Raw genomic sequence first — 19,978 nt, forward strand, 5'->3', positions numbered from 1 at the left:
TTTTAATTCCTTCAATTTTTCTAAAACAAACTGATTATTACTGTTTTTTAGTTTAATTAATTGTCTTCGATTTTCTTCAAATGATCGTGGAATAAAATTACCTACGTGCAGATTGTTATTTATTAATTCCTTATAAAATACATCCGCTTTATATCGTTTATCCTTTGTAAGAAAATAAAGCCTTTTATTCGACCGCTTTAAAGTAGGAAACGCTATTTGGAGAGAAATCTGTCTATTTTTAAGTAAATTATTTGTATCTTCTATTTGCATCTCTAATATAAAACGGTTTAATAGCTTTACATTACTATTTAGATCAGTTGAACTTGTTAATGAAAGGATACGATTATTATAAATATGAATGATTTCAGCAATCTCTACATCATTTTCATCAGTTTGATAACTCTTTATTTTTTCTATGACCTCTCTTAATATCTCAATTTCCTTGGTGTAATCCTTTTGACCAGTTATTCTTTCTTTTTTAGGTGCAAATAATGATAAAGTAAAGTTTGCAAGTAGTAATGTAGTTAGGATTACGCCGGCTGAGATAATAATTAATAAATCTCTTTCTAAAAAATATCTTCCTACACTTAATTCGATCGGTAACGATAGTGCACTGACTAGTGTAATTGTTCCTCGGACACCTGAAATTGTATATAAAGAGGTTGTTTTAAGTTTGCTTTTAAAGCTATTCGCTGAATCTGATTCAAAATTATTAAAGAAATAAACCCAAATAAAACGTAAAGCCAGTAGTACTAGTGTGATACTTAGTATATAAATTAAGAGGGTGTCACTACTTATATAATTTTTTTGCTGAACTGTTTGTAAAATAATTGGTATTTGAGTACCTAATAGAATAAATACTAATCCATTCAAACTAAATGTTAATACTGACCAAGTGTTTTTGGATAATAGATTTAATTGAACGATTTCTGGATTCATATGTTTATAGCTAAACGAATGAACAATTCCCCCACTAACAACTGCCAATATTCCACTTACGCCAAAATGTTCTGCGACTACAAAAATTAAAAATGGTAATAAAAGTTCCATTAAAATAAATGAAATTGTATTTTCAATCCCTAGTTGTCTAAACCAACGCATTAGCAAGATTTTAAGAAAACTTAAAAATGCTCCTAAAACAACCCCACCAAGAGAAAGAAATAAAAAGCTAGTACTCGCTTGAAAGATTGAAAAGGAACTGGTAATCAATGCTGCTACAGCGAATTGAAAAGATACCAATCCAGAAGCATCATTTATAAGTGATTCACCTTCTAAGATATTCAAAATTTTATGTGAAATTTTAATTTTATTTGCCATAGCACTAACTGCGATTGCATCTGTAGGCGCTAATGCGGCTGCGAGGGCAAAACATGCAGGAAAAGGAATAATCGGAATCATCCAATGAATGAAATAGCCTAAAATAGCTACAGTTAAAAATACTAATCCAACAGAAAGTAATAAAATTGGTTTTCTAACTGCCCATAAAGCTTTTTTATTAACATTTGCCCCATCATTAAATAAAAGAGGTGCCATAAAGAGAAGAAGAAAAAGTTCCGGATTTAATTCGATCGAATGTCCGGATAATGGAATAGCTAAACAAATTCCTAAACCAACTTGAATAAGTGGTACTGAAATACTAGGAATTAATCTACTAACTACATTAGAAATAAAAACGCCACTTAACATAAATAAAATGAATTCAAAGATTTCCATATTAGCTTGCCTCTTGTATTAGTACGTAAAAGATTATTTTTGCTAAATAGTATTAAGTAAAATTAACATTTATATTCTAACCTATGATTTATCTAGTCTAGAAATTATGTTGTTGAATGTTCCCAATTACCTTCTTTATTTAGAGAAAGATTGTTTACTATTTAAAAGTATATAATTGAATAATTAAACTTAAACTAAGTCATTAAATAATTCACAAGGTGCGAAATGATGAAAAAAATATATTTGACAACTATTTTAAGTGCGTTACTATTCTTTAGTTTTACATCATTAACATTTGCAGATATGCCGAATAATGTTTCGGCCACACTTACAGTTCAAGTAAGTCCCTCTTCTAATTCCACTGATTCGATAGATGAGGTTACACCAATAAAAGGAGCAAGAATTATTGTTATCAATTCATTAGGTAAAGTGATTGGAACAGAATTGACGGATTCAAATGGAACTGCAAAATTACAAGTAACCGTAACAAAGGATTTTCGTTTTCCAAAAAAGGAAATGGGTGAAGTTACGCTTATTACAGTTGCAAATGATTATAATGAAAACATCAACTTTAGTGTTCCAATCAATGAATTTAATGACCATACTGCAAAAGTCTTCGTATCACTTTGGAAAGTGGATCAAAAAAAAAGAAATGAACCACAATTTAATAATGGCTCATTTCATCGGTTAACAGTATTTGAGATGTTAAACTATTATGCCGAACAAGTTGGATTAGCGAAACAAAATATTACTATGTATGAAGGAACAACTCCACCATGGGGTCCAAGTATTAAGAACTAGTTTTATGTTCTTACTTGATGATTTCGATTCAGTTAGGAACAATATCGGTAAAACAAAATCTAATTTCACCTGTATAAATATCTGCAGATCGTTTCTTTTCACCAATCTCAAAATGAATTGGAGTATTAAAAATCGGTCCATCAAACACAAATGAGTGATATTCACCGTTTTCACCACAAGGGTCAACTTCTTTTGGAAGTTCGTCTATAAACTGTTTATCGATCACTTTGCCTGAAAATTCTTCAGATAATCTAGTTAAATCTACACAAGTAATAATCGTTTTATACCCTAATGATAGAAAACGTCTAATCACGTTTGATGTACTTTCACCCCAAAGAGGAAAAATTGGCGTTATTCCTAGTGGTTTTAACATTTCCTCTCGGTACTTTCGGACATCTTCAAGAAAAAGATCTCCAAACGCAACATATTCAATCCCTTGCTCTATTATTTCTAAATTAACCTTTGTCATGATCTCTTGGTATAACTCATTCGAACAATTTTCTGGAATCCAAATTTTCCTTAATGGAAGTCCAATTGATTTTGCTTGAGCCTCTAATAATTCGACTCTAACCCCATGAATACTAGTACGGTTAAATCCTTCCGTTACAGATGCTATTAACAATACGACTTCGAATTCATTTGAATGCATTAAATCATGTAAAGCCAATGTTGAATCTTTTCCACTAAAAGATACTACTATTTTTTTCTTCAAATTTTGATTGCCTCCCCTTTTTAGAAACCTTGCTACTTAAATATTATAAACGCAATTTGGCCACTTTTAGTAGAGGTTTGCATTAATCTTTAAATTAATGACTTCACTAAAAATCCAACAAAACGTTAATTAAATTTACATAATTCATATCTTTTAATTGATAAAATACAAGTATATTACTCTCAGTTAATTTAACTTCTTCCTACTCACATAATAAATCGGATTTACAAAAATATCGTCAAACTAATACATACTGAATCAAGCAATAGAGAAAAATAAAATTGACATACAACCATAGGGTGTTATAATAATAAATAACACCAAATGGTTGTATAATTTTATTTTTTAGGAGGCAACAAAGGGATGGACAAGCAAGCTCAAGAAATGTTCTTAAATTTTATTTTACAAAGAGTACAAGAAGGCAAAGAAAATGAAGCAAAAGAGATTCTTTTAGAAAACTTCAAGAAACAAGATGAAGGTACTTTTTCTTTAGAAGAAGTTCAACAATTTGTTCCAAAAATGATTACTCTATTAAAACCAGATAAATTAGAAGAAGTTAAAGCAGTTGTCATGCAATTTGCTGGCAATTTCGGTAAATAATATTAAAAAAAACTCTGTCAATCAGAGTTTTTTTAATTTTTGTTTTGTAAAAAAGACATCAATTCTAAACCTTAAAAAATATTGGCGCAAAAGTAAAGTTATTATTAATAACTTTTATAAATTTGTTCCCTATTTTTCTAAATGTCGCTCATAAATTAAAAATGAATAAAGCCGATAAATTATCGGAATTACCGATAAAATTGACAAATAAATCCTCGTTTCATCATTTATAAAAAATGATACGATGAAGACAACGATCGCTATAAAAGTAAGAAAGTTCCCAGAGAATCCATTAATTGGCTGATTATTTAAAATAAGTGTTTTTGCTCCCTTTAAATCTTTCGCATAACAATCTACGTGATATGGAACTACTTGAAAAAACATTGTTGCAGTTACAAGATCTCCTCTTATCCTTATTTCCTGAGAGCAACGATCACAATGCACAGTGTTAGACAAATCACCCACTCCTTACCATGTATTAATAAGTATAGATTCATTAAAGAACTTTCTAATCAGTTCAATAGAGTATAATCACTTTCGTTTCATAGACTCCGCTTCATCAACTGTCAATTTTCATTTAAATGCTTATGTATAAAAAGATATTTAACTAGGTAAAATTCATTTTTATTTTCATCTTTAATGAGGCTTTAAACGTCTACTAGCTCACTCAAATCTCACCTATTAACAGCTTTTTTAATAGAATGGTAATTTCATTAAACAAACTACTGGCCCCAAATTAAACTATTGAAATTTCATTCCGCTAATAATTAATCTTTCTTAATGATCTATCATGATTGAAACCACCTAGAAATTAAAAATGACCTCAATTTAACTCTTCTATATTTCCCATTCTCTTTCCCCCCTTTTTCATTAAAATTTCATTAAATCACTACATTTTTTCAGAAATCTACTTTTAGCTTGAATTTTTTCTTTAAAGAATAGTAACTTACAAATCATTTCCTTGAATAGAAATACTTGGAAAAAATAATACTATCTTTTAGAATTTATTTTTTAATTTAGCATATGGAGGGATTAAATTGAGTTCAAAGAAAACTGGGAGTGAGCATGATCATAATTTAAATGGAACTTTTATTAGTGTTCTCGTACTAGGTGTTTTCATTGTCATTTTATGGTTTAGCTTCTATGCATTTTATTTAAGTCGTTAACTAGGAGAATTTACATGCATCTACATAAATACGAAAAAATTTGGCTAACATTTGGAGGAATTTCTTTAATTGTTTTTCTAGTCATTATCGGTGTAACAGCTTTTCGTTCCCATCTTCAACCAGCGGGTGGTATGGACACAGTTAATCCGCAAACTGTTGAAAATACTGCACCTTTCAATCATCCAGGTGTGTATGCAAAGGATGATGGTACTTATGATGTTGTTATACTTGCAAAAACATTTGCTTATGAACCAACTAAACTAAAAGTTCCAGTTGGAAAGAAGATTCGATTCGTTTTAACGAGTACAGATGTAAATCATAGTTTTTCGATCGTTCATACAAATGTAAATATGATGGCTGTTCCTGGTCAAATTAATACGAAGGAATATTCGTTTAAAAAGCCTGGAAATTATTTAATTTTATGTAATGAGTATTGCGGAACAGGTCATTCGTTTATGCAAACAACAATTGAGGCGGTGAAATAATGAATGAAATGATTGGAAAATCAGATCGTAAACTTGCATTAACTCACATTATAGTTGCATATATTGCGTTTTTACTAGGTACTTTTGCTGGTTTATTGCAGGTATTTGTTCGAAACAAAGCACTTGAACTACCAAAGTGGCTTGATTACTATCAAGTTTTAACTGCCCATGGTATCTTGCTTGCTATTGTCTTTACTACATACTTTATTTTTGGTTTCTTGATTACAGGAATGAGTAAAACGCTAGGTGACTTCGGCCCAAAAGTAAAGTCTTTTAGTTGGGTTGGTTTTATTGTCATGACAATTGGTACGATCCTTGCAGTTATCATGATTCTTTCTGGTCAAGCATCTGTATTATATACTTTTTATGCCCCACTTCAGGCTAGTGCTTGGTTTTACGTTGCTTTAGCACTTTTTGTCGTTGGCACTTGGATAACTGGATTTGCGCTAGTTGGCCAATATGTTGCTTGGAAGAAAAAAAATAAAGGAATGATAAGTCCGCTAATTGCTTTTATGACAGTTGCAACGATTGCTTTATGGGTAATCGCAAGTCTTGGTGTTGCTGCGACAGTACTATTTCAATTTATACCGTGGGCTTTCGGTTGGGTTGATACAATTAATGTAGAATTAAGTCGTTCGCTTTTTTGGTTTTTTGGTCATCCACTTGTTTATTTTTGGCTGCTCCCTGCTTATATTGGTTGGTATGCAATTATGCCAAAGATTGTTGGCGGAGAAGTATTTAGTGATTCACTTGCACGATTAGCATTTATCTTATTCCTGTTATTCTCAATTCCGGTTGGGTTTCACCATCAACTTCAAGAACCTGGGATTTCAAGTTTCTGGAAATTCCTCCAAACGGTGTTAACATTTATGGTAATTATCCCTTCGTTAATGACTGCTTTCTCTATGTTTGCGGTATTTGAAATCTCAGGAAGGAAAAAAGGTGCAAGAGGGCTATTCGGTTGGTTCTTTAAATTACCTTGGAAAGATGTTCGCTTTACATCACTTTTCATAGCAATGCTATTTTTTGCTCCTGGTGGTGCAGGTGGGATAATAAATGCAAGTTATCAACTAGACGAGATCGTTCATAATACACTTTGGATTGTAGGTCATTTCCATATTACAGTTGGTACACCTGTCGCTATGACATTTTTCGGATTAACTTTTTGGTTAATTCCTTATTTAACAGGGAAAAAACTTACAAAAGAAATTCAAAGATTAGCGTTTATCCAAATTTTCACATGGGCTATTGGTATGTTTTTAATGTCAACAACAATGCACATACTTGGCCTCTACGGTGCTCCAAGACGTACTTCATATACCGATTATATGGGACATCCGGCAGCAGCCAAATGGTTTACTGGCGTTTTCACAAACCATTTTACAGTTGCAGTTGGTGGTTCAATCTTATTTTTATCTGCTTTGTTATTAATTTTTATTGTCGCTCAATCAATTTTCGCTTTACCGACAGCTCAATCTAAGGAAGAATTAGTAGAATTCCCAGTTGCTGAAAGTAATACTGAAAACACGCCACGTATTTTAGAAAATTGGTGGTTATGGATTGGGGTATCGATTGTATTAATCTTAATTGCTTATACAATTCCATTATCACATATGATGCATCAACATCATCCGACAGGATCAGAGGGCTTCAAAACATGGTAGGAGTGAATTAAATTGTTCATTTTAACATTTTCATTAATCCTAGTAGCAGTAATCAGTATCATTATTTTTGTTGATTTAACAACAAAAGAAGAATAGTACTGTTTTCACTTTCATGCGTAAAAAAACAACCTTATTCAGTTTTTGAATAAGGTTTTTTCCTTTTTATGCTAATTTTATTAACTTACTTTCTTACTATGACTGTTTTTAGTAGATGATAATTTTTTATTTGTAGTTCCAGAACTAGAAACCCAGTAAGCCGCTCCAACAAAAAGACTTCCACCTATAATATTGCCAATTGTAACTGGTATTAAATTTGAAACCATTCCTGCGAATGTAATTGTTTCAGGGTGTTTGATTAATAAAGAGATTGATAATAATGTCATATTTGCAATGCTATGTTCAAACCCTGAAGTAATAAATGCAAACAAGCACCAGAATACCATAATTAATTTACCAGATTCAGATTTCATTTTAAATGAACACCAAAGAGCTAAACAAACAAGAATATTACAAAGAATTCCACGTATTAGTAGCTCAACAAATGGAGCATTCATTTTTGCTGATGCTGCATTATTAATAAAATCTGCTACACCACCATTAGCTAATCCAGAGTATACAAACAATACAGCTACAAGTACTGAACCTAATAAATTTCCAAGATAGCTATAGCACCATACTTTCAAAGTATCAGTCCAACTCACCTTTTTTTCTAACATGCCAATTGACATAATCATGTTATTTCCCGTAAATAAATCTGCTCCAGCCATAATGACTAAACTTAATGCAATTCCAAATGAAACACCCATAATAATTTTTGTTCCAGCAAAGGCAGTGGGAGCTAGTAATCCACCAATTGTGAAGATTAATATAATACCTAATCCTACAAAAAAGCCTGCCATCATTGTAGGAACCATATATTTTGTTTTACTTGAATTTACTTGGTTTGTCCTAACTAAAGCTGCATTTCCAATTGTATCTATAATTTCTTTCAAATTTATCACCCTTTATTTAGACTTTTTACCTTTTCTTGAATACGTTCTATAAGTGCTTCACTCATTAATTCATCAAATTGTAAATTCTCACACAGGTGAAACTTTTCATTTTCTAGTGCAATGCGTCTCTTAATTTTTTCAAGCAGTAGACCTGTAAATAATAAATAGGGCATAACATAAATACTTTGAAATTCTTTACTCATCTTATTAATCATATCTTCTAACTTTGGTTTTCCAGCTGTTAAAAAAGCTGTCCGAACAGGTACTCCCATACGATCCTCTACAGCATTTCCTATTTGTTCAAGCATTTCAATTGGCTCAGTATCACTACTACCTCGTCCGACTAATAATATTGCAGAATGACTAGTTTCTTTTGCGACCATTACTCGTTTTTGAACTAATTGAATCATTTTCTCATGTACACCAAACGGTTCAGTTATTGTAATCTTCACTTGTGGAAATCGGTCTAATATAAGATTTAATTCGTCTGGTATATCTCGTTTAAAATGACCGGCTGCAAATAATAATACTGGTACGACTAATATTTTTTGCGCACCTTCTAAAATTACTTTTTCTAACGTTTGCTGAATGGTTGGCTCAACTAATTCTAAAAATGCATACTCTTGTTTTTGGACTGCAACGTTTTTGATGACTGACTGAATAAAGTGAATAAATTGTTCATTACCTTCTTGCCTACGACTTCCGTGTCCAATATAAACGACGGCATCAAACATGACTTCACTTCCAATCTCTAAGCAATAGTTGATCTTGTAGTTCTTCATCAACTTTTGTAAAACCACACTTAAATGCATATTCCTTAACTGATTCACCGATATATGCAAAAGGTAAATTTTTTAAAGCATGTTGATCTGTTTCATTTAATTCTTTTAATAACCAATCTACCGACGACTTATTTGGAAAAATAATTGACTCCCAATTCGTTTCATCTAACATTCTTTGATTTATTACATCAAAGCGAGAATCTGCAATAATTTTATGTGTTGCCAAAAATTTAGATTTAGGTGGCTTTGGGTCTTCCTTGTCTTGAGATCCAACAAATACTGTTGAGACTTCTTCATCAATGAACTTCTCTGCAAGAATTCCATACTTCGCAAGTACCTTACTTGTCTTCGAAGAAATTGACTCAATTCTCATTGGAAGTTTACGTACATCGTAATTTGATCTGTGCATATTAGAAATAAATAATTCCACACTTTCTGGCGTACAAAAAACTAATCTTTCATGACAAAATGCATCAACTAACTGATCATTTTCAATTGGAAGTTCAACCAATTTAAGTGTAGGAAAAGAATAAACCTCAGCACCATTCTCAGATAAATAAGCTTCTAGTCCATTCTTTTCTACTGTTGCAGTAGCTTTTGCCAATAAAATTTTTCGTCCAAAATATTTTTTCTTATCAAACCAAGCAAGCTTTGAGCGAAGTTTAACTACATCTCCAATAATAGTCATCGCAGGATTTGTAATTTTTTCTTTCTCAATATTTGATACAATTGTTTCAATCGTTCCTTCAACAACTTTTTGTTTTCCAATTGTTCCCCACTGTATTACAGCTACCGGAGTTTCTTTCGATTTACCATTTTGGATTAAATGCTTACATATTTTAGGGAGATTATTTACTCCCATGTAATATGCAAGTGTATCTCCTAACTGATCGGAACAATTTGATTCCTTTAAATCTTCATTTTCCAAACATTTATGTCCAGTTCTTAATGTAAAGCTTGTACTATATTCACGATGTGTGACTGGAATACCAGCATATGCAGCTGCAGCGATGCTAGATGTAATGCCCGGTACAATTTCATAAGGTATATTATGCTTTGAAGCTTCCTCTGCTTCTTCCCCTACTCTTCCGAAAACTGATGGGTCTCCACCTTTTAATCTAACGACATATTTACCTTCTTTTGCATAATTGACTAATGTTTGATTAATCATTTCTTGTCGCATAGTATGTCGATCAGGGAGCTTTCCACAGTAAATGAATTCACAATTTCCAGTCGCTTCTCGTAGTAATCTTGGATTTGCAAGTCGATCGTATAAGATTACTTCTGCTTCTCGAATACAATTCATTCCTTTTTCAGTTATTAAACCTAAATCGCCAGGACCAGCACCTACAAATGAGATAAATCCATCTTTTTTTGTCATAAGTTACACCATAATATAAACATAACCGTCAATTATTTCTGTTTCATATGTTTTTACAATTCCATCATCTGGTTTTTGTACTTCACCAGTTCTTAATGAAATTTTCCAGTCACGTAGCGGACAAAATACATATTCACCTGAAACAATACCTTCTGCAAGTGGCCCATTAGTATATGGACAAGTACTTTCGATTGCATATACTTCTCCGTTTGATAAACGAAATAAAGCAATTGATTCCCCTTTAATAACGATTTCTTTTCCTATTTGTATTGGTAATGATTCTACATCAATAACATTAATTTTTTCTGGTGTTGTGATCATATTATGGCTCCTCTCGATTTCGCTATTATTTTCTAATAACTTCATAAAGATCTAATTGATTCGTTAACGCTTGACCCCAAGCTTCTTCATATGTTGCTTTTGCTTGATTGAATTTCTCTACTAATGCATTTTCTTGTTCTTTATTTAACAACACTTCTTTAACTGTATCCACTCCAAGTCTTTCTACCCAAGGAGCAGTTCGTTCACCGTAAACGCCAGTTTCTCGATAGAATTGAACGTATGCTTTTGCCATATGAATTACTTCTTCTTCAGTTATAACAGTCGTTAGTTGATCACATTCTCTAACCTCTGTTCCACCATTCCCGCCAATATAAAGCTGATAGCCATTTTCCACGCAAATTACTCCAAAGTCTTTTGTCAGTACTTCAGCACAGTTTCTTGGACAGCCTGTTACACCCATCTTCATTTTGTGCGGAGTATCTACCATTTCAATTGCTTTTTCTAGTTGGATTCCTAATCCTAATGAATCTTGTGTTCCAAATCGGCAGAATCGATTTCCGACACATGATTTAACGTTTCTTAAGGACTTAGAATATGCATAGCCAGAACGCATCCCTAATTCTTGCCAAACCTTTGGTACGTCTTCTTTTTTTACACCATATAAACCAACTCGGCTTGCACCCGTAACTTTTACTAACGGTATGCTAAATTTATTTGCAACTTCACCAATTTTAATCAATTCATCACCAGTCGTAACCCCACCATACATTCGAGGTACAATAGAGAATGAACCATCTTTTTGAATATTTCCTTCCATTCTTTCATTTACGAAACGAGATGACTTATCATCATGATAATCATTTGGATACATCATTCTTAAATAATAGTTTAAAGCTGGTCTACATTTTGAACATCCTTCTTCACTTTCAAAACCTAGAACCATTCGAACTTCCCTAGGAGTTTGTAACCCTTTTTCTTTTATTTCATTCATAACTTCATCACGAGATAAGTGTGTACATCCACACATGCCTGGTTTTGCAGCATTTGGATCAAATGTATCACCAAGTGTTGCTGCTAAAATACTTTCAACCATTCCTTTACACTTTCCACAAGATGCTCCAGCCTTTGTGCAACTTTTCACATCTTCAAACGTAGTAAGCTCTTGTTCTAAAATTGATTGCACGATTGTGCCTTTCGTTACTCCATTACACCCACAAACTGTATCATTTGCACTCATGGATAGAACAAAGTCTTCTGCTGAATCCTCTCCTGATTTATGGAGAATCGAAGCACTTGTAAATTCTTTAATATTAGTTTCATTTTTCAGCATATTGAACAGTCGATTACCATCTGATGCATCTCCGTATAAAACTACACCAACAACTTTTTCATCCCTTACAATTACTTTTTTATAAAGACCAGCAAATTGGTCATTTATTACGATCGCTTGTGTATCATCTTCCTCGTGAATTAGTCCTCCGGAAAATAGATCACATCCTGAAACCTTTAACTGAGTTGATAATATGCTTCCTTTATATCCGTTGGTTGGGAAACCGGTTATATGATCTGCAAGTACAATCCCTTGTTCATACAACGGCGCTACTAATCCATAAGTAGTTCCATTATGTTCGGCACATTCACCTACAGCATAAATTGATGAATCAGATGATTGCATAAAATCGTTTACAAGAATTGCACGGTTTACATCAATTCCTGCATTTTTTGCTAATGATATGTTAGGTCTGATCCCAACTGCCATTACTACCAAATCACATTCTAAACTAGTACCATCTGAAAAATTAATGCCTTCTACACGATTTGTACCGTTAATCGAAACCGTCTGTTTTTCCATTAAGAAATTCATACCTTGAGCTTCTAAATCTTTTTTAAGCATTTTTGCTGCAGGTTCATCTAGTTGTTGTTCCATTAAAGTAGGTAGTAGATGGACTACATGAACTTCCATTCCTCGATCAATTAAACCTCTTGCTGCCTCTAAACCTAATAGGCCACCTCCAATTACAACGGCTTTCTTATATTTTTGTGCGCAATTTATCATTAGTTCAGTATCTTGAATTGTACGAAAACCGACTACTCCTTCAAGTTGATTTCCTGGAATCGGCAGTATAAATGCACTCGAACCAGTAGCTATAATAAGTTCATCATAAGAAATCATTTTTCCTTTTTCTGTTTCTACTATTTTATCTAAAGGTGAAATTTCCGTAACTCTTTCGTTTGTAAGTAATGTAATTTGATTCTCTTCATACCAATTCCAATCATTAATATTTATTTCATCAATTGTAGTTTTACCTTGTAGCACATTTGAAAGCATAATTCGGTTATAGTTCGGATGTGGCTCATCTCCAATGATTGTAATTTCAAATAAATTTTTATTTCTTTTTAAAATCTCCTCTATACAACGAACTCCTGCCATTCCATTACCAATCATTAATAATTTTCTTTTCATCTGCAATGTCCCCCAAAATAGGAATTGTGAAATTTTTCACATAAACTTCTAAAAAAAATTTTTTTTGATAACAAATCGTTTTACTAGTTGAATACAAGTTTAGTATAACGGATAATTTAAGTTTTCAAAGCAAATTCTTTGACAGAATTATGAACAAAATGTCATCAGACATTTCCCTTTAAGAAGTAAAATCCTCTAAGACTAAATTGACTTAGAGGTTTTTACTTCATATTTGACTCATGTTTATAAAATTTATTTCTTCTTTTGTTTTTTTTCTTCTTCTTTTTTTATATCTTCAATTTCTCTATATTTAACAATCTTTTTTACTAAATCAAACGGTAGTGGTTCATTTATTGGAAATTGAACAGACCCTTTTGCGCCTTTATAAACTGATAACTCTTCCTTAAATGCTGCAATTCCGCTTGCTCCAGGATAAAATCCTATGTGATTTTTAAATGCTGCAAAGTGTACTAAGTTTTTATTAAGCGCAAATGCAGGCATTTGATAACTAATTTTTTCAACTGCATTCGGTACAATTTCTTTAATTGTCCTTCTTAAAGCTTGTAATTTTTCTTGAATTTCTGGTTGAAATTGTGAAATATATTCATCAATCGTATCAAATGTTTTTTTTGTATTTTCCATAAATTCTCCTTTAATTAAATTATCCTACTTTTTCTGTTTTCTCTCCAGAAAGTGAATTAATTCTTCTAAGCGAAGGGAATAAATACATCCAAAGTCCAGCAACTACTATCGTCCCAAGACCTCCAACTACTGCTGCTGGAACAGTACCAATTAATCCAGCCATCGTACCAGATTCAAATTCTCCAAGTTGATTTGAGGTTCCAATAAATAGCGAATTTACGGCATTGACTCGACCTCTCATATCGTCTGGAGTTTGTAGCTGCACTAGTGAAGAACGGATTACTACACTGACTACATCAGAAGCTCCGATGATAAATAAAGCAATTAATGAAATGACTATATTTGTTGAAACTGCAAATAGCACAGTAGCCAATCCAAACACAATTAATGCACTAAATAATATCGGACCATATGATTTTTTTAGTGGAGAATACGCTAATATTAGTGACATGATTAATGCTCCCACAGCAGGTGCAGTTCGCATTAAACCTAATCCCCATGCACCCGTATGTAATATATCTTGCGCATAAATTGGTAAAAGGGCTGTAGCTCCACCTAGTAGAACCGCGAATAAATCAAGCGAAATCGTTCCTAAAATAATTGGATGTTTATATACAAATTCTAAACCCATTAGCATTGTTCGTAAAGTAACTGGCTCTGATTTTCGAATAAATTGACTATCTAATTTAATGAAGTATGTAAGGATTGATGAAAGTAATAAGGCAATTGCTGAAGTTGCATAAACATAAGCCGGCCCAACTGAAAATAATACTCCTCCAAGAGATGGCCCTAATATTTGTGCTGTTTGACCTGCAGAAGTACTCCAAGAAATAGCTTGTTGTAAAATAGACTTTGGAACTACTTGTGGCAATAAAGCTGATGAAGCTGGACCCTCAAAAGATCGGCAAGCACCGAGTATAAATGCAGCTACTAATATTTCCTCACGACTAAGCCAATTTGCATAATTTCCATATAAAAGAAGTCCTGCAATAAGCGCTTCAATCATTTGACATATGAAAACGATTTTTCGACGATCAACTCTGTCAGCGACCTGACCTACTACTAATGTAAGTAATACCATCGGAATAAACTGCGCTAGTCCTACTAAACCAAGACTAAATGCGTCATGAGTCAAATCATACATTTGCCATCCAATTGCAACGGATAACATCTGAAAAGACGTAGAGGTCATCATTCGCGAGATCCAGAAGTTCGTAAATGAAGTCCCTTTAAAAATAGATTTATTTGATGCAGACAAAATAAAACTCTCCCCTTTTTATCTCTTACATCTAGCAAAATGAATATTTATACTAGAGATAAAATTTAAATACAAATCATTATACTATTTTTACTCTGGATTAGTGGATTAATTCACCTTAACCTTAATGAATTTTAATAATTAGATGGGATAAAGCTATTACTAAATAAGTTTTTTTTATAAAATCTAAATCCTTTAAAACTGAAGTTTTAGAATACAACTTAACTGGTAAAGGGGCTTCCATTTTTAAATTTATTAATAATGCTGACTGTCTCGAGGCAAATATGGGGGTATTTTAGTGGCGTTTTTTAATTAAAGGTAATTTTATGATTCTGATTTTTAGGTATATAGTAGATTTTTTTATCAAACTAAGGTTATTTTGAATGAAATATAGAAAATTAATTAATTTTCTATATTAGACCGTCTATATTGAGGCAAAATGAAGCCAAAATACCCCAACGGGTATAACTATTATTATAGAATTTTGGGATTATAGGAAATTTAAATTAATGCAGTTTCTGATTTCCTAATTGCACGTTTTACACATTTATTTTCACTTCCCCATTAATGCAATTTCTGATTACATATATGCACCTTTCAAGCACTTATTTACACGGCGACATTAATGCTGTTTCTGATCCATTTTTCGTATGTTCACTCGCTTATTTTCGCTTAACATTTAGTATAAGTTTCTAATTACCTATAAAAAGAGCCAAGGATGCCCCTAAAGTTATACTTTCGGGACATCCTCTTAAAATATTACAAAACCAATTAGTGAACTGCAGTTGAAGTTAAAACAAAACCTTCATACCCACTCGAAGCAATTTCATCGCACTTTTTACGGTATGCTCCAACACCGCCTAAATAAATTTGAAACCCTCTTGGTTTTCCTTTAATATTTGCCCCGGTGTACCATGATTCGGTTTTAGTAAAAAGTGTCGCCTCGGCAACTTCTCGACAATGTTGACTCCATGCATTTTCTGCTTCAATATTAGCTTCAATTACATCGATGTCCTTTTGTCGTAAGAACTGAATACAATCCGCAATCCATTCTACATGTTGTTCGATTGAAACTGGCATATTACTTAAAACTGAAGGACTTTCAGGGCCAGTGATCATAAACATATTAGGAAATCCTGCGTTAGCAATTCCAAGATAGGTTCTCGTTTGAGCTCCTCCTGCCCATTTTTCTTTTAATGTAACTCCATCTTTTCCTTTTATATCGATCTTCATTAACGGACCGGTCATCCCATCATAACCAGTAGCAAAAATAATAACATCTAATTCGTATTCATTATCTTTAGTTTTCAAACCAGCAGGTGTAATTGATTCGATTGGATCGCTCTTGACATCAATTAATGTAACATTATCACGATTATATGTTTCATAATAATTCGTATCAATAATTGGACGTTTTGTACCATAGTAATAATATGGCATTAATTTTTTGGCAACTTTAGAATCATGTACTATTTCACTAATTTTTGAGCGGATAAACTCAGCAACTGTTTCATTTGCTTTTTCATTCAGTGTAAGGTCAGTAAATGCTCCAAAAAGTCCAAGTCCGCCATTTTTCCAAATATCTTCGTATTTTTGAGTTCTTTCTAAATGATTAACCTCTAGTGCAGATTGAGTTGGTACTTCAGTAGGTTGACCGCCAGTAGATTCTCGCATTTGTTTTTTAATTTCTTTAAAATTTGCTTTAGTATTTCGGATATATTCTAGGTCATAAGGATGATTTCTCGCAGGTGCACTATATTGAGGTGTTCGTTGAAATACAGTTAAGTGAACTGCTTGCTGTGCAATCACTGGAATAGCTTGTACACCGCTCGATCCTGTTCCAATGATTCCAACGCGTTTACCTTTTAAATCAACTTCTTTATCTCTTGGCCAGTGACCTGTATGATACCATTCTCCTTTGAATGATTCGATTCCTTTGAAGTCAGGCACATTTGCTGCTGATAAACATCCAACACCCGTAATAAAGTATTTTGCCGTTACGTTCGTGTTGTTTTCAAGTTTAATATTCCATAAATTATTTTCAGGATCATAGTGTGCAGATTGAACTCTTGTATTAAATTGAATATCTTTACGTAAATTAAATTTATCGGCTACAAAATTCAAATAGCTTAATATTTCAGGTTGCTCAGGATACCTAGAAGTCCATGTCCATTCTTTATATAATTCTTCAGAAAATGTATAATTATAGTAAATGCTTTCTGAATCACATCTTGCTCCTGGATAACGATTCCAAAACCATGTCCCGCCAACGCCCTCACCAGCTTCAAATACACGAGCCGAGATTCCATCCTCTCTTAAGCGATGGAGCATGTATAACCCCGAAAAGCCTGCACCAATAACAATTGCGTCAAAATGTTGAATGTTAGCTTTCATTTCAAATCCTCCTTCTTTAAATAAATTTTTTTAAGAATGGAATCAATCTTATCCTTTATTTAAAACCGTTTGATTCAATTTATTTAAAAACTCCTCAATTCGATTAATCGACTTCTCTATTCGCTCAGGAAACACCGCCATATTTGTAAAATATCCGTGAACAAGTCCTTCCTCACAATGCATCTCTACATTTACACCTGCATCTCTTAAACTCTGACCATATTTATTTCCTTCATCTCGAAGTACATCATTTTCTGCAGTAATAATAAGCGCAGAAGGTAGGTTACTTAAATCTTCAGATGAAAGTGGAGAAACATATTTATTTCTAGAGTCTTCTTCAGAATTGATATAATGGTTTCCAAACCAGATCATTAAATCGCGATCTAGTCCATACCCTTCTTGGAAATCAAAATACGATTTAGTATCATAAGTTAAAGCCGTAACAGGATATACAAGTACTTGTCCTAAAATATTAGGTCCGTTTTGATCTTTTGAAAGTTGCGATACAACTGCTGCAAGATTTCCTCCTGCACTATCCCCACCAACAACTAAATTAGAGGCGTTTCCATTAAATTCATTAGCATGCTCACTCACCCATTTTAATGCTGTATAGGAATCTTCAACTGGTATTGGAAATTTGTATTCTGGAGCAAGTCGATAATCGACAGAAACAACTATTCTATTCGTACGATTAGCTAGCATTCTACAACTTGCATCTGATGTTTCTAAATCACCTATTACCCAACCGCCACCATGGTAATACACAAATACTGGAAATGGGCCTTCCCCCTCTGGAGTGTATACCCTAATCTTAATTTGGTCATCTTGTCCAACTGAAACTTTTCGATCTTCAATTTTCGCTAACGGAGCTAGTTCAACTTCTACAGGTGGTACACTTGCAAACATTTCTCTTACTGCATTTGGTTCCATTTTGTGAATCGCTGGCATTTGATTAAACATCTCCACATATGCTCTTGCTTTTGGATCTAAATTAGCCACTATACATCTCCCTTTCACATTCGAATTTTGTTTTACTTTACGAGATCCTATATCTCAAAAAGCCTATCTAAAGAATATAATTTTTAGTATAATTAGAATATTCCTAATTTTGCATATATAACATCCCTAAAAAGGAGATGATAAAGTGGTTTCTGACTATACCATACAAGAACAAATTAGAAAAATTGAAGTTAGTACTAGTCACGAAGAACATATGTACAACACCCTTGATCTGTATATGAATCTTTTTCCGGTAGAAAATGCATATTTATTTAGATATTCTCCTTTTGGATTTTTAGGAGAAGGTATCATATTAATTACTACGGATGGATTATCTCATATTCGTGAAATTAGAGATGATATTCGTTCACTACCGATTATTTATTCAGCAATTTGTGAAAGAAAAGCAAAATTTTGTTCTGGTATTGAATACTTAAAACAAACAAGTAGTAAATATATCTTCCCTTCTAGTGTCAGTTCCATGATTGCAGTGCCTATTTGTTTTGGGACAGTGGTTGTTGGTTATATTTGTTCAACAGAATTTAAAGATGAATTAAAAATGGATGAAAAATTATTATCGTCTTTTACATATTATGGTAAGTTAATTGGTAAATTTTTAGAAAATACAACTGGATCTCACCATTCAATTGAATTAAGTAAAAGAGAATTAGAAGTAATGAAGAGAATTGCTTGGGGTGAAAGTACGAAAGAAATGGCAGATTCAATGAATATTAGCGAACTTACAGTAAAACAATATGTGAAATCCGCGATCAAAAAGCTTGGAGCTAATAATCGCTCACACGCAGTTGGAGAATTAGTCCGTAAAGGGATTATCTCTTAATGAAAACGCTTTAAATACATAAAAAAAATACAATAATCCTTTCACCTCATAAAGATTAAAGATTAATTGTATTTTTTCATCCATATTAATCAAGGGAAATCCAATTATTTTTTATCGCAAAAATGACTGCGTTTAATCGGTCGGAAACTTGTAATTTATGAATTATATTTGAAACGTGATTTTTTACAGTTTTACTTGAGATATACAATTCATCACCGATTTGTACGTTCGAATAACCTTTACCTAGTAAATCTAATATTTCAATTTCTCTTTTCGTTAACAGATTATTCATTGCTTTATAGTCTAATTCTTTTCTTTTTCTACCACTCTCAATTAGTCGATTGTTTTCTTGTACAATTTTATTTGTTAATCGTGAATCTAGAAAGAATTGACCGTTTTGTACTTGTTTAACAATTTGAATTAAGTATTGTTCATCTATATCTGTTAAGCATATTCCATTAACTCCGATATTCATCAAGTCCACAATTTCTCTGTAATCTATATTATTTTTTATGATGATGATCTTGATTTTCTTATCACGCAACTTTAATAATTGCGATTTATTTACCATTTCTTCATTTTTTACATGACAAATAAAATAAGTTTCATTTAATTCCCCTGTATTGATATGATGGAAATCTATTTTTCTTACATTTAATTTATGATGCTCTAATATGGTACAAATTCCAGAAACGAAAAGTGTATTTTCAACAAAAATAAATGTTTTATTTTCTTGGTGATTGATTTCATTATAAGTAAACATTTTATTACCACCTTTAACGCTAATTATATCCAATTACCT

Annotated in this window: 19 protein-coding genes; 6 read left to right on the top strand and 13 right to left on the bottom strand. The window is 32.5% G+C overall.

What is annotated here, in order from left to right; genetic code table 11:
• The coding region (locus tag ACFCYN_RS21925) for a cation:proton antiporter (protein ID WP_375951773.1) at positions 1 to 1,713 on the bottom strand (1,713 nt) is incomplete at its 3' end.
• A 228-nt stretch (positions 1,714 to 1,941) separates the two neighbouring features.
• Here ACFCYN_RS21925 and ACFCYN_RS21930 point away from each other — a divergent pair.
• Positions 1,942 to 2,514, top strand: a complete 573-nt coding sequence (locus ACFCYN_RS21930) for a hypothetical protein (protein WP_375951775.1) — start codon at positions 1,942 to 1,944, stop codon at positions 2,512 to 2,514.
• 28 nt (positions 2,515 to 2,542) lie between these two features.
• On the opposite strand, the gene ACFCYN_RS21935 is transcribed toward ACFCYN_RS21930, so the two are convergent.
• Complete coding sequence (locus tag ACFCYN_RS21935) at positions 2,543 to 3,226, bottom strand: Dph6-related ATP pyrophosphatase (RefSeq protein WP_375951777.1); 684 nt, start codon at positions 3,224 to 3,226, stop codon at positions 2,543 to 2,545.
• 363 nt (positions 3,227 to 3,589) lie between these two features.
• On the opposite strand from ACFCYN_RS21935, the gene ACFCYN_RS21940 reads away from it, so the two are divergent.
• On the top strand, positions 3,590 to 3,826 hold the full coding sequence (locus tag ACFCYN_RS21940; RefSeq protein WP_172444522.1) for a hypothetical protein: 237 nt from the start codon (positions 3,590 to 3,592) through the stop codon (positions 3,824 to 3,826).
• A 129-nt stretch (positions 3,827 to 3,955) separates the two neighbouring features.
• On the opposite strand, the gene ACFCYN_RS21945 is transcribed toward ACFCYN_RS21940, so the two are convergent.
• Positions 3,956 to 4,282, bottom strand: coding sequence for a hypothetical protein (locus ACFCYN_RS21945; protein WP_375951779.1), 327 nt, complete (start codon positions 4,280 to 4,282; stop codon positions 3,956 to 3,958).
• Between the two features lie 581 nt (positions 4,283 to 4,863).
• Between ACFCYN_RS21945 and ACFCYN_RS21950 the strand changes: the two genes are divergently transcribed.
• Genes ACFCYN_RS21950 through ACFCYN_RS21960 form a run of 3 tightly spaced genes read left to right on the top strand, consistent with a single transcriptional unit; the run spans position 4,864 to position 7,141 of the window.
• The gene (locus ACFCYN_RS21950) at positions 4,864 to 4,992 is read left to right on the top strand and encodes a cytochrome c oxidase subunit 2A (RefSeq protein ID WP_257131808.1); all 129 of its coding nucleotides are present in this window, start codon (positions 4,864 to 4,866) and stop codon (positions 4,990 to 4,992) included.
• Between the two features lie 14 nt (positions 4,993 to 5,006).
• A complete protein-coding gene (locus ACFCYN_RS21955; RefSeq protein ID WP_375951781.1) occupies positions 5,007 to 5,477 on the top strand; it encodes a cytochrome c oxidase subunit II in 471 nt (156 codons plus the stop codon).
• 8 nt (positions 5,478 to 5,485) lie between these two features.
• Positions 5,486 to 7,141: a b(o/a)3-type cytochrome-c oxidase subunit 1 gene (locus ACFCYN_RS21960; RefSeq protein WP_098118498.1), complete on the top strand. Its 1,656-nt coding sequence runs from the start codon at positions 5,486 to 5,488 to the stop codon at positions 7,139 to 7,141.
• 176 nt (positions 7,142 to 7,317) lie between these two features.
• On the opposite strand, the gene ACFCYN_RS21965 is transcribed toward ACFCYN_RS21960, so the two are convergent.
• The 9 genes from ACFCYN_RS21965 to ACFCYN_RS22005 form a co-directional block, all read right to left on the bottom strand.
• Positions 7,318 to 8,133 (bottom strand): formate/nitrite transporter family protein, encoded by an 816-nt coding sequence (locus ACFCYN_RS21965; protein WP_375951783.1) that lies wholly within the window; start codon positions 8,131 to 8,133, stop codon positions 7,318 to 7,320.
• A 5-nt stretch (positions 8,134 to 8,138) separates the two neighbouring features.
• Entirely contained in the window at positions 8,139 to 8,867 is a 729-nt protein-coding gene (locus ACFCYN_RS21970; protein ID WP_375951785.1) for a sirohydrochlorin chelatase, read from the bottom strand.
• 4 nt (positions 8,868 to 8,871) lie between these two features.
• Entirely contained in the window at positions 8,872 to 10,296 is a 1,425-nt protein-coding gene (gene cobA / locus ACFCYN_RS21975) for a uroporphyrinogen-III C-methyltransferase (protein ID WP_375951787.1), read from the bottom strand.
• Positions 10,297 to 10,299: 3 nt separating this feature from the next.
• A complete protein-coding gene (gene nirD, locus ACFCYN_RS21980) occupies positions 10,300 to 10,617 on the bottom strand; it encodes a nitrite reductase small subunit NirD (RefSeq protein ID WP_172444516.1) in 318 nt (105 codons plus the stop codon).
• A gap of 25 nt (positions 10,618 to 10,642) precedes the next feature.
• Entirely contained in the window at positions 10,643 to 13,042 is a 2,400-nt protein-coding gene (gene nirB / locus ACFCYN_RS21985; protein ID WP_375951789.1) for a nitrite reductase large subunit NirB, read from the bottom strand.
• 252 nt (positions 13,043 to 13,294) lie between these two features.
• Positions 13,295 to 13,684: an iron chaperone gene (locus tag ACFCYN_RS21990; protein WP_172444514.1), complete on the bottom strand. Its 390-nt coding sequence runs from the start codon at positions 13,682 to 13,684 to the stop codon at positions 13,295 to 13,297.
• Between the two features lie 19 nt (positions 13,685 to 13,703).
• A complete protein-coding gene (locus ACFCYN_RS21995) occupies positions 13,704 to 14,942 on the bottom strand; it encodes an MFS transporter (RefSeq protein ID WP_216854115.1) in 1,239 nt (412 codons plus the stop codon).
• 771 nt (positions 14,943 to 15,713) lie between these two features.
• Positions 15,714 to 17,336: a flavin-containing monooxygenase gene (locus ACFCYN_RS22000; RefSeq protein ID WP_375951792.1), complete on the bottom strand. Its 1,623-nt coding sequence runs from the start codon at positions 17,334 to 17,336 to the stop codon at positions 15,714 to 15,716.
• Between the two features lie 48 nt (positions 17,337 to 17,384).
• A complete protein-coding gene (locus ACFCYN_RS22005; protein WP_375951793.1) occupies positions 17,385 to 18,335 on the bottom strand; it encodes an alpha/beta hydrolase in 951 nt (316 codons plus the stop codon).
• A 145-nt stretch (positions 18,336 to 18,480) separates the two neighbouring features.
• Between ACFCYN_RS22005 and ACFCYN_RS22010 the strand changes: the two genes are divergently transcribed.
• The gene (locus ACFCYN_RS22010) at positions 18,481 to 19,176 is read left to right on the top strand and encodes a response regulator transcription factor (RefSeq protein ID WP_172444512.1); all 696 of its coding nucleotides are present in this window, start codon (positions 18,481 to 18,483) and stop codon (positions 19,174 to 19,176) included.
• Between the two features lie 85 nt (positions 19,177 to 19,261).
• Here ACFCYN_RS22010 and ACFCYN_RS22015 read toward each other — a convergent pair whose 3' ends face one another.
• Positions 19,262 to 19,939, bottom strand: coding sequence for a response regulator transcription factor (locus ACFCYN_RS22015; RefSeq protein WP_172444511.1), 678 nt, complete (start codon positions 19,937 to 19,939; stop codon positions 19,262 to 19,264).
• Between the last annotated feature and the right edge of the window lie 39 nt (positions 19,940 to 19,978).

This window comes from Gottfriedia sp. NPDC056225 (genome assembly GCF_042267765.1).
Taxonomy (GTDB): Bacteria; Bacillota; Bacilli; order Bacillales; family Bacillaceae_G; genus Gottfriedia.

Excerpts from the sequence above, each read along its gene's own strand:
- ACFCYN_RS21970 (WP_375951785.1), bottom strand. The coding sequence starts at position 8,867 with ATGTTTGATGCCGTCGTTTATATTGGACACGGAAGTCGTAGGCAAGAA.
- ACFCYN_RS21930 (WP_375951775.1), top strand. The coding sequence starts at position 1,942 with ATGAAAAAAATATATTTGACAACTATTTTAAGTGCGTTACTATTCTTT.
- ACFCYN_RS21940 (WP_172444522.1), top strand. The coding sequence starts at position 3,590 with ATGGACAAGCAAGCTCAAGAAATGTTCTTAAATTTTATTTTACAAAGA.
- ACFCYN_RS21960 (WP_098118498.1), top strand. The coding sequence starts at position 5,486 with ATGATTGGAAAATCAGATCGTAAACTTGCATTAACTCACATTATAGTT.
- cobA (WP_375951787.1), bottom strand. The coding sequence starts at position 10,296 with ATGACAAAAAAAGATGGATTTATCTCATTTGTAGGTGCTGGTCCTGGC.
- ACFCYN_RS21990 (WP_172444514.1), bottom strand. The coding sequence starts at position 13,684 with ATGGAAAATACAAAAAAAACATTTGATACGATTGATGAATATATTTCA.
- nirD (WP_172444516.1), bottom strand. The coding sequence starts at position 10,617 with ATGATCACAACACCAGAAAAAATTAATGTTATTGATGTAGAATCATTA.
- nirB (WP_375951789.1), bottom strand. The coding sequence starts at position 13,042 with ATGAAAAGAAAATTATTAATGATTGGTAATGGAATGGCAGGAGTTCGT.
- ACFCYN_RS22000 (WP_375951792.1), bottom strand. The coding sequence starts at position 17,336 with ATGAAAGCTAACATTCAACATTTTGACGCAATTGTTATTGGTGCAGGC.
- ACFCYN_RS22015 (WP_172444511.1), bottom strand. The coding sequence starts at position 19,939 with ATGTTTACTTATAATGAAATCAATCACCAAGAAAATAAAACATTTATT.
- ACFCYN_RS21955 (WP_375951781.1), top strand. The coding sequence starts at position 5,007 with ATGCATCTACATAAATACGAAAAAATTTGGCTAACATTTGGAGGAATT.